The organism is Pseudomonas sp. MWU347 (genome assembly GCF_017947305.1).
Taxonomy (GTDB): Bacteria; Pseudomonadota; Gammaproteobacteria; order Pseudomonadales; family Pseudomonadaceae; genus Aquipseudomonas; species Aquipseudomonas putida_A.
This window is the reverse complement of the sequence record NZ_JAFGZB010000001.1, coordinates 783988-797636: the sequence shown is the minus strand read 5'-3', so window position 1 is coordinate 797636 and position 13649 is coordinate 783988. Positions and strand designations below refer to the sequence as shown.

General features: G+C 59.8%; 15 protein-coding genes. 9 read left to right on the top strand and 6 right to left on the bottom strand.

The genetic code is table 11. The annotated features are described in order from the left end of the window. The first annotated feature begins 197 nt into the window (after positions 1 to 197). Both KCG87_RS03575 and KCG87_RS03570 read left to right on the top strand, forming a co-directional pair. Entirely contained in the window at positions 198 to 629 is a 432-nt protein-coding gene (locus tag KCG87_RS03575) for an OsmC family protein (protein ID WP_007962818.1), read from the top strand. 247 nt (positions 630 to 876) lie between these two features. After that, positions 877 to 1116 carry a DUF1161 domain-containing protein gene (locus KCG87_RS03570; protein ID WP_210556152.1) on the top strand — a complete coding sequence of 80 codons (240 nt, stop codon included), beginning with the start codon at positions 877 to 879 and terminating at the stop codon, positions 1114 to 1116. 8 nt (positions 1117 to 1124) lie between these two features. On the opposite strand, the gene KCG87_RS03565 is transcribed toward KCG87_RS03570, so the two are convergent. After that, on the bottom strand, positions 1125 to 1544 hold the full coding sequence (locus tag KCG87_RS03565) for a hypothetical protein (protein ID WP_027610206.1): 420 nt from the start codon (positions 1542 to 1544) through the stop codon (positions 1125 to 1127). A gap of 40 nt (positions 1545 to 1584) precedes the next feature. Then, positions 1585 to 2007 (bottom strand): hypothetical protein, encoded by a 423-nt coding sequence (locus KCG87_RS03560; protein ID WP_027610207.1) that lies wholly within the window; start codon positions 2005 to 2007, stop codon positions 1585 to 1587. A 58-nt stretch (positions 2008 to 2065) separates the two neighbouring features. Between KCG87_RS03560 and KCG87_RS03555 the strand changes: the two genes are divergently transcribed. Further along, the gene (locus KCG87_RS03555; protein WP_210556159.1) at positions 2066 to 3142 is read left to right on the top strand and encodes an aminopeptidase; all 1077 of its coding nucleotides are present in this window, start codon (positions 2066 to 2068) and stop codon (positions 3140 to 3142) included. A 100-nt stretch (positions 3143 to 3242) separates the two neighbouring features. Here KCG87_RS03555 and KCG87_RS03550 read toward each other — a convergent pair whose 3' ends face one another. Further along, on the bottom strand, positions 3243 to 3893 hold the full coding sequence (locus tag KCG87_RS03550) for an HAD family hydrolase (RefSeq protein ID WP_135294674.1): 651 nt from the start codon (positions 3891 to 3893) through the stop codon (positions 3243 to 3245). A gap of 28 nt (positions 3894 to 3921) precedes the next feature. Beyond that, positions 3922 to 4467: a gamma carbonic anhydrase family protein gene (locus tag KCG87_RS03545; protein ID WP_210556161.1), complete on the bottom strand. Its 546-nt coding sequence runs from the start codon at positions 4465 to 4467 to the stop codon at positions 3922 to 3924. A 62-nt stretch (positions 4468 to 4529) separates the two neighbouring features. On the opposite strand from KCG87_RS03545, the gene prlC reads away from it, so the two are divergent. After that, on the top strand, positions 4530 to 6608 hold the full coding sequence (gene prlC, locus KCG87_RS03540; RefSeq protein ID WP_167797057.1) for an oligopeptidase A: 2079 nt from the start codon (positions 4530 to 4532) through the stop codon (positions 6606 to 6608). Continuing rightward, entirely contained in the window at positions 6605 to 6889 is a 285-nt protein-coding gene (locus KCG87_RS03535; protein WP_007962808.1) for a YheV family putative zinc ribbon protein, read from the top strand. The genes prlC and KCG87_RS03535 overlap by 4 nt, the downstream gene beginning before the upstream one ends. A gap of 45 nt (positions 6890 to 6934) precedes the next feature. Here KCG87_RS03535 and KCG87_RS03530 read toward each other — a convergent pair whose 3' ends face one another. Next, the gene (locus KCG87_RS03530; protein ID WP_027610212.1) at positions 6935 to 7579 is read right to left on the bottom strand and encodes a dual specificity protein phosphatase family protein; all 645 of its coding nucleotides are present in this window, start codon (positions 7577 to 7579) and stop codon (positions 6935 to 6937) included. A 310-nt stretch (positions 7580 to 7889) separates the two neighbouring features. Between KCG87_RS03530 and KCG87_RS03525 the strand changes: the two genes are divergently transcribed. The 4 genes from KCG87_RS03525 (at position 7890) to KCG87_RS03510 (ending at position 12870) form a co-directional block, all read left to right on the top strand. After that, positions 7890 to 8636 carry a gluconate 2-dehydrogenase subunit 3 family protein gene (locus KCG87_RS03525; protein WP_027610213.1) on the top strand — a complete coding sequence of 249 codons (747 nt, stop codon included), beginning with the start codon at positions 7890 to 7892 and terminating at the stop codon, positions 8634 to 8636. A 2-nt stretch (positions 8637 to 8638) separates the two neighbouring features. After that, positions 8639 to 10423 (top strand): GMC family oxidoreductase, encoded by a 1785-nt coding sequence (locus KCG87_RS03520; protein WP_210556162.1) that lies wholly within the window; start codon positions 8639 to 8641, stop codon positions 10421 to 10423. A 12-nt stretch (positions 10424 to 10435) separates the two neighbouring features. Continuing rightward, positions 10436 to 11737, top strand: coding sequence for a cytochrome c (locus KCG87_RS03515; protein ID WP_210556164.1), 1302 nt, complete (start codon positions 10436 to 10438; stop codon positions 11735 to 11737). Between the two features lie 74 nt (positions 11738 to 11811). Next, positions 11812 to 12870: a PA0069 family radical SAM protein gene (locus KCG87_RS03510; protein ID WP_210556166.1), complete on the top strand. Its 1059-nt coding sequence runs from the start codon at positions 11812 to 11814 to the stop codon at positions 12868 to 12870. An 85-nt stretch (positions 12871 to 12955) separates the two neighbouring features. Here the strand turns inward: KCG87_RS03510 and KCG87_RS03505 are convergent, their stop codons facing one another. After that, positions 12956 to 13537, bottom strand: coding sequence for a hypothetical protein (locus KCG87_RS03505; protein WP_210556167.1), 582 nt, complete (start codon positions 13535 to 13537; stop codon positions 12956 to 12958). Between the last annotated feature and the right edge of the window lie 112 nt (positions 13538 to 13649).

Genomic DNA, 13649 nt, shown 5'->3' with positions numbered 1-13649 from the left:
AAAACCTGCCCAATCCATAAGCGTGTTTTATGCAATGAGGGCATATACCCGAGTTTCAATAGCCGCGATGAAATTTCCTACTAAAAAAGTCAACGATTCAGCCGGGCTGAACTTTGTCCCGACGTCTATCCTCAGAAGCCTTGCAAGTAAAAACCACGACGGCGCGGCGTTCCGCGCCAGATCTTGAGGAGGCAGACATGGCTATCGTGAAGAAAGCATCCGCACATTGGGCAGGCGATCTGAAAACCGGCATCGGCTCGATCTCTACCGAGACTGGCGTCCTCAGAGAAGCGCCGTACGGCTTCAAGGCCCGCTTCGAAGGCGGCAAGGGCACCAACCCGGAAGAACTGATCGGCGCCGCGCATGCCGGCTGTTTTTCCATGGCGTTCTCGATGATTCTCGGTGATGCGGGCCTGAAGGCCGAGAGCATCGACACCCAGGCTGAAGTCACCTTGGATCAGGTCGAGGGTGGCTTTGCCATCACCGCGATCAAGTTGATCCTCAAGGCGAAAATCCCGGGCGCTACTCAGGCGCAGTTCGAGGAACTGAGCAACAAGGCCAAGGAAGGGTGCCCGGTGTCCAAGGTACTGAATGCGAAGATTACCCTTGAGGCTTCGCTGGTCAGCTGATCAGGCATTAACTGCACTGGCGCCATCGCGAGCAGGCTCACTCCTACATTCGATCTCCAGCGGACACATCAAGTGTGAACAATCGGGATCCCCTGTAGGAGTGAGCCTGCTCGCGATGGCAATCCAACAATCACCACAATTCCTGAAGATGTGAGCGAAGTCAGAACCTGCCCCGCAAAAATATGGTCGAATAAGTGACAGCAGCTTCAGCGCACGCCCGTGCGCGCTGCATCAGGGAGCTTCATCTATGAAACGTATTGGCTTGGCGATTCTTTGCAGTGCACTGGCCACAACGGTTCTCTCCGCACCGAAAGACTGCGAAGAATTGAAGAAAGAGATCGAAGTAAAGATCCAGGCGAATGCAGTGCCGTCCTACACACTGGAAATTGTCAGCAAGGAAGAGGCCGACAAGCACGACGTGGCGATGGTTGTCGGCACCTGCGAAAACGGCACAAAAGCGATCGTCTACCAGAGGAACGACATCTGACAGTCCGCTCAAGGCACGCAGTTGATCTGGCGCTCTTCGGCAACTATCTGCCCTTGGCGATTGATCAACCGAGCACTCGGCGTGAACGCCAGCGACCGGGCTTCAAGTCGGTAACGTTGCCCGGCTTCGAAATGATCGTAGCGCACGGTCATGTAACACAGGCGCTCCTGCGGGTCGGTGTCCAAGCCCTGGCTGCCACCGAAGATCTCGAAATCGAAGCGCACCGTCAGCTCATGACTGCCCGGCGCGACCTGGAAAAAGCGCCCGTCCCGCAGGCGCACGTTGTCCAGCCGTTCAGCCATCAGCACCTTACCGCCGGGTGTCGGCATCGAAAAGTCGACCCAGGCCTTGCCCGGATCGGCTGCCGGCATCGGGCTCTGGCAGCCAGCAAGCAGACTTGCAGCGAGCAACAACGTCAACCTGTGCATGATCAATGTCCCGTGATTTGGACATCCAGCATAATCCCGATCAGGTTTTCTGGCAGCCTGCGGGTGTGCCCTGCCCTACGACTTTGCGCTGTTCATCATAAAGCCTGGCCCATGGCCGAAAACCGATGCTGCCGGCTTGCAACTGATAGCGCTGACCGGCGTTGAAGTCCTTGAATTTCACCTTCAACTGACAATCGCGCCACAGCGGTTCGGCGTCGGGGCCGATGTTGGTGGCTTCGACCGGAAACTGATAACGCACCTTCAACTCATGGCTGCCGGGCTGCACTTCGAAATAACGTTTGTCGACAGTTGCCTTGTCATCGACTTTCAGCGCTTGCAACGCCGTGTCCTGTTGCCGGGCATCGAGATCAATCCAGGCTTGCGAGGGGTCAGGATCGGGCATTCCGAATCCGGCACAACCGGCCAGCGTCAGCAGGCCTCCTGTCAGCAACAACATGCGCATAGCGAAGCTCCAAATGGCGGGATAGTCTTGCGGGCAGACTTTCCAAAGGATTTTTATTTTGAGCAGGCCGCTTCCAAGCCATGGGTTACTTGATCGCGTTTTTCGGATTTTGTTTCCGGGGGTGATGTTTTTGTTGCTCAACGGTTGTTCCAGCGTCAGCTATTACAGCCAGTTGGCCAGCGGTCAGTTGCAGTTGTTGCGAGCGCGTGAGCCGGTGGCCAAGGTGATTGCCGACCCAAGCCGCGATGCAACCCTGCGCACGCACCTGACCCAGTCGCAAAAGGCCCGGGACTTCGCCAGCGAACAGCTGCACCTGCCGGACAACCAGAGCTATCGGCTGTACGCCGACATCGGCCGGCCGTATGTGGTGTGGAACGTATTCGCCACCCCGGAGTTTTCCCTGACCCCGCAGAACCATTGCTTCCCGATCGCCGGTTGCGTGGCCTATCGCGGCTACTACAGCCAGAGCGCCGCGCGCGGCGAAGCGGCGATTCAGCGCCTGCAAGGCATGGACGTGGCGATTGGCGGTGTCGAGGCCTATTCAACCCTCGGCTGGTTCAATGACCCGATCCTCAATTCGATGATGGGCTGGGGTGACGAACGCCTGGCCACGCTGATCTTTCATGAACTGGCGCATCAGCGTTTCTATGTGAAGGACGACACCGAGTTCAATGAGTCGTTTGCCACGTTTGTCGAGCAGGAAGGCACCCGCCAGTGGCGGGCGTTTCGTGGCCTGCCGCCGGACACCGATGCCAGGCTCAAGCAGCGCGATCAGTTCATCGAACTGGTGCTGGAAACGCGCTCGCGCCTGGAAAAGCTCTACGCTCAGCCGCTGCCAGCCGAGCAGATGCGCGAACGCAAAGCGGCGACGTTCGAGCAGTTTCGCCGCGAATATCGATTGATGCGCGACCGCCGGTGGGCCGGGGACAAGCGTTACGACGCGTGGGTGAATATGCCGTTGAACAATGCGCGATTGTTGCCGTTCGGGCTGTATGACCAGTGGGTGCCGGCGTTTGCAGCGTTGTTCAGGCAGGTTGGGGGGGATTGGGTGCGGTTTTATGTTGAGGTTGAGAAGCTGGGAGATTTGCCGGTTATCGAGCGTAAGGCAGCACTCAAAGCATTGGCAGAAGCCTGATTTTTCGCGGTCTGTACTGGCCTCTTCGCGAGCAAGCCCGCTCCCACAGGTGACATGCATGCCTCCTGTGGGAGCGGGCTTGCTCGCGAAGACTGACTGATCAGCGCCGCAAAAACGCCTGATGCAACTCAGCCAAAGTCTCAAAGTGATAAGCCGGCGCTTCGGCACTCAACTCTTCAAAACTGCCAAACCCATAGCCCACTGCCGCCGCGTCCACGCCGTTGCTGCGCGCGCCGATCAGATCATGCTTGCGGTCGCCGATCATCAGCGTATTGGCCGGATCCAGCCCTTCTTCGGCGATCAGGTGCGCAATCAGCTCGACCTTGTTGGTCCGCGTCCCATCCAGCTCACTGCCGTAGATCACCTTGAAGTGTTTAGCGAAGTCGAAATGCCGGGCGATTTCCCGGGCAAATTCCCAAGGTTTGGAGGTCGCGATGTACAGCTGCCGCCCCTGGCCGCTCAGGGTCTCGAGCAACAGCGTGACGCCGTCGAACACACGGTTCTCGTACAGGCCGGTGACCTTGAAGCGCTCACGATAGAAATTCACCGCCTCCCAGGCCTTGGCCTCGTCGAAGCCATAGAACTGCATGAACGCCTGCAACAGCGGCGGGCCGATGAAGTGTTCGAGTTTGCTCAGGTCCGGCTCGTCGATGCCGAGTTTGCTTAAGGCAAACTGGATGGAACGGGTGATGCCTTCACGCGGGTCGGTCAGGGTGCCATCGAGGTCGAACAGTACGGTCTGGTAGTGCATGAGAAATCCTGAGCAGGTATAGGTCGATTCAGAGCTGATCGTAGCCTTCGGCCAGATGCAGGTCCTTGAGCTTCACGTAGTTCGCCGCGCTGTAGGTGAAGAAGGCACGCTCCTTGTCGGTCAACGAGCGGACTTGTTTCACCGGGCTGCCCACGTACAGGAAGCCGCTTTCCAGGCGCTTGCCCGGCGGTACCAGGCTGCCGGCGCCGATGATCACATCGTCCTCGACCACCGCGCCGTCCATGACGATGCTGCCCATACCGATCAGCACACGGCTGCCAACGCTGCAGCCATGCAGCATGACCTTGTGGGCGATGGTCACGTCATCGCCGATCAACATCGGGAAACCATCCGGGTTGAACGGGCCGGCGTGGGTGATGTGCAGCACGCAGCCGTCCTGCACGCTGGTGCGCGCGCCGATACGGATGCGGTGCATGTCGCCACGGATCACGGTCAGCGGCCACACGGAGCTGTCTTCGCCGATTTCGACGTCGCCGATCACCACCGCGGAGGCGTCGACAAACGCGCCCTTGCCGAGTTGCGGGGTGTGATTCTGGTACTTGCGAACGGGCACGATAAGTTCTCTCTCTGTCGCCGATAGCTGCGGTGAGTGTCGATTGTAATTAAGATGGGCGCATGTTTCTTCCAGCCAAGGTGCCAACCGTGAGCGTGAACAACCCTCTTCTGCAGTCCTACGACCTGCCGCCGTTCTCCACGATCCGTGCCGAACACGTGCTGCCAGCCATCGAAACGATCCTGGCCGACAACCGCGCCGCCATCGCCGAAATCCTCAAGACCCAAGGCCAGAATCCGACGTGGGCCGGCCTGGTGCTGGCGATGGACGAACTCAACGATCGCCTCGGCGCTGCCTGGAGTCCGGTCAGCCACCTCAATGCCGTGTGCAACAGCGCCGAACTGCGCGAAGCCTACGAGTCGTGCCTGCCGGCCCTGAGCGCCTACTCCACCGAGATGGGCCAGAACCGCGAACTGTTCCAGGCCTATGAAGCTCTGGCCAACAGCCCGGAAGCCGCCGGTTTCGACGTGGCGCAAAAAACCATTCTGGAACACGCCCTGCGTGATTTCCGTCTGTCGGGTATCGACCTGCCGGAAGCCGAACAGAAGCGCTACGCCGAAGTGCAGAGCAAGCTGTCCGAGCTGGGCAGCCGCTTCTCCAACCAACTGCTCGACGCCACACAAGCCTGGACCAAGCACGTCACTGAGGAGGCTGCCCTCGCCGGCCTGACTGATTCGGCCAAGGCGCAAATGGCTGCCGCCGCGCAGGCCAAAGGTCTCGATGGCTGGCTGATCACCCTGGAATTCCCGAGCTACTACGCGGTGATGACCTATGCCCAGGATCGCGCGCTGCGTGAAGAAGTCTATGCCGCCTACTGCACCCGTGCGTCGGACCAAGGCCCGAACGCCGGGCAGAATGACAACGGCCCGGTGATGGAAGAGATCCTCGACCTGCGTCAGGAGCTGGCAAAACTCTTGGGCTTCGCCAGTTTCTCCGAGCTGAGCCTGGCCACGAAAATGGCCGAGTCCAGTGATCAGGTGCTGAGCTTCCTGCGCGACTTGGCCAAGCGCAGCAAGCCGTTCGCTGCGCAGGACCTGCAGCAGCTGCGCGCCTACGCCGCCGAACAGGGCTGCGCCGATCTGCAAAGCTGGGACAGCGGTTTCTACGGGGAAAAACTCCGCGAGCAACGCTACAGCGTCGCTCAGGAAACCCTGCGTGCGTACTTCCCGATCGATAAAGTCCTCGGCGGTCTGTTCGCTATCGTCCAGCGTCTGTACGGCATCGAAATCGCCGAACTGAAAGGCTTCGACACCTGGCACCCGGACGTGCGCCTGTTCGAAATCAAGGAAAACGGCCAGCACGTCGGCCGCTTCTTCTTCGATCTCTACGCCCGCGCCAACAAGCGTGGCGGTGCGTGGATGGACGGCGCCCGCGACCGCCGCCGTACCGCTGACGGCGTGCTGCAAAGCCCGGTGGCCAACCTGGTGTGCAACTTCACCCCGGCAGACAGCGGCAAGCCTGCGCTGCTGACCCACGATGAAGTGACCACCCTGTTCCACGAATTCGGTCACGGCCTGCATCACCTGCTGACCCGCGTTGATCACGCAGGTGTCTCGGGGATCAACGGCGTGGCGTGGGATGCGGTCGAGCTGCCAAGCCAGTTCATGGAAAACTGGTGCTGGGAGCCGGAAGGCCTGGCGCTGATCTCCGGTCATTACGAAACCGGCGAGCCGCTGCCACAGGACCTGCTGGAGAAAATGCTCGCGGCGAAAAACTTCCAGTCCGGGCTGATGATGGTGCGGCAGTTGGAGTTCTCGCTGTTCGACTTCGAGCTGCACGCCACCCACGGTGATGGCCGCAGCGTGGCGCAAGTGCTGGAAGGCGTGCGCGACGAGGTGTCGGTGATGCGTCCACCGGCGTACAACCGCTTCCCCAACAGCTTCGCGCACATCTTCGCCGGCGGTTACGCCGCGGGTTACTACAGCTACAAGTGGGCGGAAGTGCTGTCAGCCGATGCCTTCTCCAGGTTCGAAGAAGACGGCGTGCTCAACGCCGAGACCGGGCGCGCCTTCCGCGAAGCGATTCTCGCGCGTGGCGGCTCGCAGGCACCGATGGTGCTGTTCGTCGACTTCCGTGGCCGTGAGCCATCGATTGACGCACTCTTGCGCCATAGCGGCCTGAGTGAGGACGCAGCAGCATGAGTGAGGCACCTGTGATTACCAAGAAGCGCTTTATCGCCGGGGCTGTCTGCCCGGCGTGCAGCGAGCCGGACAAACTGATGATGTGGAACGAGGACAGCGTGCCGCACCGTGAGTGCGTGGCCTGCGGTTACTCGGATACGCTGAACGAGCAAGGGCTGTCGGTTCCCAAGGAACTGGGCACGCGGGTCAATACCAGCGCGCTCAAGCCGGCGCCGGACAAGACCGTCCAGGCCGTGCAGTTCTTTCCGAATCCGAAGCTGAAGAAAAAGTCCGAAGACTGAGCCGACGCATGACCCTCCACGGTGCAATGCCGTGGAGGGTGCGGCTTACTTGAGGTTGACCGACTGGAACCAGCTCTTCATCGAGCAGGTGGCAAAGGCACTGGTGCTGCAGTCGCCGTTGGCCAGCGCGGTGCGCAGTTTGTCGACATCGGCTTGCATCACATAACGCACGCCATCCTTGAAATGGCCGCTTTCACCAAAACCACCCTGCGTCATTTCATTCAGCGCGTCTTCCTTGCTCCAGCCCTGCACCACAATCCGGTACATCGCCGCCATCAGGCCGGTGCGGTCGGAGCCATGTTTGCAATGCATCAGCACCGGTCCATTGGCTTCGGCAGCCTGAATCGCGCGCAGCGTCTTGAGCACATCGGCGTCATCGACATGGTTGGTGCGATAAGGCAGTTGCACTTGATTGATGCCCGGCTCGGACAGCCAGCTGCTGTCAGCTTCCGGCAGGAAGTTGATCACCGTCGCCACTTTCAGGTTCTTCAGCAACGGCACTGCGCCGCCATCCGGCAAGGCGCTGCGGTAGAGGGTTGGCGACATCTGGAACAGGTTGTACTGCACTTCAACCGGTTGCGCCCATTCAGGGGGACGCGATGTTGCAGCGGCGTCAGCCTGGGCCGGCATCAAGTGCAACAAGGCAACAAGCGACAAACACAAAGCAGGGAAAAGGCGCACTCGAGACATGCTGGGCTGACCGTATCGGAATTCATCAATGAAAGGCCTCGCAGCTTCCACGTCTGACGGTCAAAGCCCTGTGAGGCACTTGTCAAAGAATCGTGAATCCGTGCGATTTCATTGAGCACTCAGGTAAAAAACCGCAGCTTTTTCCGCTGAATCGGTTCAACCCGATGCATAGCCTGCTACCATTTGTCACACGATGTTGCAGGCGTCCCCCTTTTCCCGGTCAACCACCGGGCCACGCCGCGACGAAAAAATGCTCACGCCGTTCGCAGAAACGGCGGACAACCATCAATGCCTGATGAGGTGCACCCCCATGTCTGACGCAGATCGAGACAACCCGCGGCGTGAGTTCTTGCGCAAATCCCTGACCCTGATTCCCGTGGTCACCCTCGCCGGTAGCGGTCTGGGCAGCAGCGTGTTGCAAGCGGCGCCTGAAGCGGCCCCGTCGACGCCCGCAGCCACACCGGCCAAAGCTGACGCCAGCGCTTATCAGCCGAGCTATTTCACCGCCGAGGAATGGGCCTTCATCAACGCCGCCGTGGCACACCTCATCCCCAATGACGAGCAAGGCCCGGGGGCTCTGGAAGCCGGCGTGCCGGAATACATCGACCGCCAGATGAACACCCCGTATGCCGCCGGTGCCCTGTGGTACATGCAAGGCCCGTTCAACGCCGACGCCGCGCCGGAGATGGGCTGGCAGAGCAAACTGGTGCCAAAAGAGATCTATCGCCTGGGCATCGCTGCCACGGATCAGTGGGCAAAATCCCTCAACGGTAAAACATTTGCTGAGCAAGACAGCGCTACCCGAGAAGATTTGCTCAAGCAGCTCGAAGCCGGCAAACCACAGTTCGATGCGGTTCCAGCGAAGATTTTCTTCAGCCTGCTGCTGCAAAACACCAAGGAAGGATTCTTCTGCGACCCGATCCACGGCGGCAATAAAGGCATGGTCGGCTGGACCATGATCGGCTTCCCCGGCGCCCGCGCCGATTTCATGGATTGGGTGGAACGCAACGAGCAATACCCCTTCCCGGCAGTTTCGATTCGCGGCGAGAGGGCTTGAGCATGGCAACCGTAATGAAGAAGGTCGACGCAGTGATCGTCGGTTTCGGCTGGACTGGCGCGATCATGGCCAAGGAGCTGACCGAAGCCGGGCTCAACGTGCTGACGCTGGAGCGCGGGCCGATGCAGGACACCTACCCCGACGGCAACTATCCACAGGTGATCGACGAACTCACCTACAGCGTGCGGAAAAAACTCTTTCAGGACATCTCGAAAGAAACCGTCACCATCCGCCACAGCGTCAACGACATCGCCCTGCCGAATCGCCAGTTGGGTGCATTTCTGCCGGGCAATGGCGTCGGCGGCGCCGGTTTGCACTGGTCGGGCGTGCACTTTCGCGTCGATCCGATCGAGCTACGCATGCGCAGCCACTACGAAGAGCGTTACGGCAAAAGTTTCATCCCCAAGGACATGACCATCCAGGACTTCGGCGTCAGCTATGAAGAGCTGGAGCCGTTCTTCGATTTCGCCGAGAAGGTCTTCGGCACCTCCGGCCAGGCCTGGACCGTGAAGGGCCAACTGGTCGGTCAGGGCAAGGGCGGTAACCCTTACGCACCGGATCGCTCCAATCCGTTCCCGCTGGAAGCGCAGAAGAATACGGTTTCCGCACAGCTGTTCGGCAAAGCGGCGACAGAGGTCGGTTACAAACCCTACAACCTGCCCTCCGCGAATACCTCAGGCCCGTACACCAATCCCTACGGCGCACAGATGGGCCCGTGCAACTTCTGCGGGTTCTGCAGCGGTTACGTTTGCTACATGTACTCCAAGGCCTCTCCGAACGTGAACATTCTGCCGGCGCTCAAGCCACTGCCGAATTTCGAGCTGCGGCCCAACTCGCATGTGCTGCGGGTCAACCTCGACAGCACCAAGTCCAAGGCCACCGGCGTGACGTACATCGACGGCCAGGGCCGCGAGATCGAGCAGCCGGCGGATCTGGTGATCCTCGGCGCCTTCCAGCTGCACAACGTGCGCCTGATGCTGCTCTCGGGCATCGGCAAACCGTACGACCCAATCAGCGGCGAAGGCGTGGTCGGGCGCAACTTCGCCTACCAGAACATGGCGACCATCAAGGCGTTCTTCGACAAGGACACCCACACCAACAACTTCATCGGTGCCGGCGGCAACGGTGTGGCGCTGGATGACTTCAACGCCGACAACTTCGATCACGGCCCGCACGGCTTCGTCGGCGGCTCGCCAATGTGGGTCAACCAGGCGGGCAGCCGCCCGATTGCCGGCACCTCAAACCCGCCCGGCACTCCGGCCTGGGGCAGCCAGTGGAAACGCGCGACCGCCGATTACTACACCCACCAGGTGTCGATGGATGCCCACGGCGCGCATCAGTCCTACCGTGGCAACTACCTCGATCTGGATCCGGTGTACCGCGATGCCTACGGCTTGCCGCTGCTGCGCATGACCTTCGACTGGCAGGAAAACGACATCAAGATGAACCGCTTCATGGTCGAGAAAATGGGCAAGGTCGCTCAAGCCATGGGCCCGAAAGCCATCGCGGTGATCGGCAAGCAGGTCGGTGATCATTTCAACACTGCGGCCTACCAGACCACCCACCTCAACGGTGGCGCAATCATGGGCACCGATCCGAAGAAGAGTGCCCTGAACCGTTATCTGCAGAGCTGGGACGTGCACAACGTGTTCGTGCCAGGTGCGTCGGCATTCCCGCAAGGCTTGGGTTACAACCCGACCGGGCTGGTGGCGGCGTTGACCTACTGGTCGGCCAAGGCGATCCGCGAGCAGTACCTGAAAAACCCCGGCCCGCTGGTTCAGGCTTAAGGAGCGATGACCATGAAAAATCTCGTTATCGCCACCCTGGCCCTACTTGGCAGTGCTGCTGTACACGCCGCCGACGTTGATCAGGCGTTGATCAAACAAGGCGAATATCTCGCCCGCGCGGGTGACTGCGTGGCCTGCCACACCGCCAAGGGCGGCAAGCCGTTCGCCGGCGGCCTGCCGATGGAAACGCCGATCGGCACGATCTACTCGACCAACATCACCCCGCACCAAACCGGTGTCGGCGATTACAGCTTTGAGGACTTCGACAAAGCCGTGCGCCATGGCGTGGCGAAAAACGGCAGTACCTTGTACCCGGCGATGCCGTATCCGTCCTACGCCCGTGTCAGCGAAACCGACATGCAGGCGCTGTACGCCTACTTCATGCACGGCGTCGAACCAGTGGCGCAGGAGAACAAGGCCAGCGACATTCCATGGCCGCTGAGCATGCGCTGGCCGTTGATGGGCTGGCGCTGGCTGTTTGCGCCGAAGGTCGAGGACTACAAGGCCACCTCGGATGATCCGGTGATCGATCGTGGCGCCTATCTGGTCGAAGGCCTCGGCCATTGCGGCGCCTGCCATACGCCACGGGCGCTGACCATGCAGGAAAAATCCCTGAGCGCGGCGGACGGCAACAACTTCCTCGCCGGCAGTGCGCCGCTGGAAGGCTGGATCGCCAAAAGTCTGCGCGGTGACCACAAGGATGGCCTGGGCAGCTGGAGCGAAGAGCAACTGGTGCAATTCCTCAAGACCGGCCGCAGCGACCGAAGCGCAGTGTTCGGCGGCATGAGCGATGTGGTCACCCACAGCATGCAATACATGACCGATGCCGACCTCACTGCGATCGCCCGCTACCTCAAGTCGCTGCCCGCAACTGATCCGAACGATCAGCCGCACCAGTACGATGAGAAAGCGGCCAAAGCCCTGTGGAACGGCGACGACAGCCAGCGTGGCGCAGCGGTGTACATCGACAACTGCGCGGCCTGCCACCGTACCGACGGCCACGGCTACACCCGGGTGTTCCCAGCGCTGGCGGGCAATCCGGTGCTGCAATCGGAGGATCCGACATCGCTGATCCACATCGTGCTCAAGGGCGGCACCCTGCCGGCGACACACACTGCACCGTCGACCTTCACCATGCCGGGATTCGCCTGGCGGTTGTCGGATCAGGAAGTGGCGGATGTGGTGAGTTTCATCCGTGGCAGCTGGGGCAACAAAGGGGCGCCGGTGAAAGCCACTGACGTTGCCGAACTACGCAAGGAGGATATGAAGCACACCTCCGGCGATGACCTCGGTCAGGTCACGCAACACAACTGACCAGTCGCCCGACGGCACTAGCCAGATGAGCAACGCCCCGATACTGTATATGCACACAGTATCGGGGCGTTTTCATGTCTACTCCATTGCCACCGCGCGGCCGCGGCACCGCGACCAACCCGCACAACCGCTTTGCGCCGAACCGTTCGGTGGCCGAGGATGACGGCTGGTATCAGGAAGTGCCCGAAACGCAGAACACCGAGGTGATGATCGAGACCGCGAAAACCATCATCACCCGCAACACCTCGCCGGACCTGCCCTTTGATCGGTCGATCAATCCTTATCGCGGCTGCGAGCACGGTTGCATCTATTGCTATGCGCGACCAAGCCACGCCTATTGGGACATGTCGCCGGGGCTGGATTTCGAAACTCGGCTAATCGCCAAGACCAACGCCGCCCAGGTGCTTGAGGAACAGTTGAGCAAACGCGGTTACCAATGCGCGCCGATCAATCTTGGCTCCAACACCGATCCGTATCAGCCCATCGAGCGCGAGCACAGGATCACCCGGCAGACTCTTGAAGTGCTGCTGCGCTACCGGCACCCGGTAACCATTGTCACCAAAGGTTCGCTGATTTTGCGCGACCTCGACCTGCTCACCGAGCTGGCGCAGCAACGGCTGGTGACGGTGATGATCAGCCTGACCACGCTGGACGATGAACTCAAACGCATCCTCGAACCCCGTGCCGCTGCACCGAAAGCACGGCTGCGGGCGATCCGGGTGATGCGCGAAGCAGGCATTCCGGTGGGGGTGCTGTGTTCGCCGATGATCCCTATGATCAACGACAGCGAAATCGAAAGCCTGCTGACCGAGGCACATGCCGCCGGTGCACAAAGTGCCGCCTATATGATGCTGCGCTTGCCGCTGGAAGTGGCGCCGCTGTTCGAGGAATGGCTGCAGGCGCACTATCCACAGCGTGCGGCCCATGTCCTGAGCCTGATCCGCCAGAGCCGAGGCGGTGAGCTCTACGACAGCCGGTTCGGTGCGCGGATGCGCGGCGAGGGGCCGTTCGCCGACCTGCTGGCGCAACGTTTCGCCAAAGCCATTAAACGTCTCGGTTTAAACCATCGTGAGGGCTATAACCTCGACTGCACGGCCTTCTGTCCGCCAGGGGCACAAATGGCTCTGCTGTAGGCAGATCGCAAACAATAAAAAATCGCCTGAGGGAGTCTGGCTCCATCAAGCGATTAATTAGATCTACCGGATTCGGAGAAGCTATTTACTTGAACCAGTTACCGATCCAGTCGACGATGCGTCGGGCGGTATTCTTGATGTTTTCCCAAGCGTTTTTCACCCATTCGACAAACTGTTCAACAATATTGCTGACCCAGAAATAGATCTCGTTGTATAACTTGCTGAAAAACGCCATGATCTGGTCCGACACAGAAAGGATTGCCCCCTGAGTCGCTGGATACTTTTCACCAATGCCAATTGCCTTATCGAACATATCATCGATCATTTTGTTGGAAGATTCTTTCTGCGCTGCACGCTTCTCCTCCATACGCTTCCTGAACTCCTCGCTGGCAGCGTCACCACCACCGCTTTCCTTGAACCGCTCGGTGTCCGCGGTGATCTGATTCTGAATTTCATTGGTGTTAACGGCACCGTTTCTTTGCGAATCTTCTTTCAAGCCTTCAACCGCCGCGGCTTCTTCCGGGGTCAGCGAAGTGAGCGCAGAAACGGTTGGATAAACCGGTTTGGCCAGAACTTGGCGGCGCGCCCCAGGCGTATGATCGCAACTTGCTTTATGAAATTCGCGCAATGCATTCATGGTAGTAACAAAAGTAGTTTGAGTTGTCATTTTTTCAATCCCTGAATAATTAATTAGACGGACACACTAATCATGCCCGCCAAAAAACTATAGGAATAAAACGATTGAACCACAACAACTTAGTCATTTCAAAATAATAAAC

What these genes read in the sequence shown, in the direction of transcription:
- KCG87_RS03575 (WP_007962818.1), top strand. Translation starts at nt 198, where the DNA reads ATGGCTATCGTGAAGAAAGCATCCGCACATTGGGCAGGCGATCTGAAA.
- KCG87_RS03570 (WP_210556152.1), top strand. Translation starts at nt 877, where the DNA reads ATGAAACGTATTGGCTTGGCGATTCTTTGCAGTGCACTGGCCACAACG.
- KCG87_RS03565 (WP_027610206.1), bottom strand. Translation starts at nt 1,544, where the DNA reads ATGCACAGGTTGACGTTGTTGCTCGCTGCAAGTCTGCTTGCTGGCTGC.
- KCG87_RS03560 (WP_027610207.1), bottom strand. Translation starts at nt 2,007, where the DNA reads ATGCGCATGTTGTTGCTGACAGGAGGCCTGCTGACGCTGGCCGGTTGT.
- KCG87_RS03550 (WP_135294674.1), bottom strand. Translation starts at nt 3,893, where the DNA reads ATGCACTACCAGACCGTACTGTTCGACCTCGATGGCACCCTGACCGAC.
- prlC (WP_167797057.1), top strand. Translation starts at nt 4,530, where the DNA reads ATGTTTCTTCCAGCCAAGGTGCCAACCGTGAGCGTGAACAACCCTCTT.
- KCG87_RS03535 (WP_007962808.1), top strand. Translation starts at nt 6,605, where the DNA reads ATGAGTGAGGCACCTGTGATTACCAAGAAGCGCTTTATCGCCGGGGCT.
- KCG87_RS03530 (WP_027610212.1), bottom strand. Translation starts at nt 7,579, where the DNA reads ATGTCTCGAGTGCGCCTTTTCCCTGCTTTGTGTTTGTCGCTTGTTGCC.
- KCG87_RS03525 (WP_027610213.1), top strand. Translation starts at nt 7,890, where the DNA reads ATGTCTGACGCAGATCGAGACAACCCGCGGCGTGAGTTCTTGCGCAAA.
- KCG87_RS03520 (WP_210556162.1), top strand. Translation starts at nt 8,639, where the DNA reads ATGGCAACCGTAATGAAGAAGGTCGACGCAGTGATCGTCGGTTTCGGC.
- KCG87_RS03515 (WP_210556164.1), top strand. Translation starts at nt 10,436, where the DNA reads ATGAAAAATCTCGTTATCGCCACCCTGGCCCTACTTGGCAGTGCTGCT.
- KCG87_RS03510 (WP_210556166.1), top strand. Translation starts at nt 11,812, where the DNA reads ATGTCTACTCCATTGCCACCGCGCGGCCGCGGCACCGCGACCAACCCG.
- KCG87_RS03505 (WP_210556167.1), bottom strand. Translation starts at nt 13,537, where the DNA reads ATGACAACTCAAACTACTTTTGTTACTACCATGAATGCATTGCGCGAA.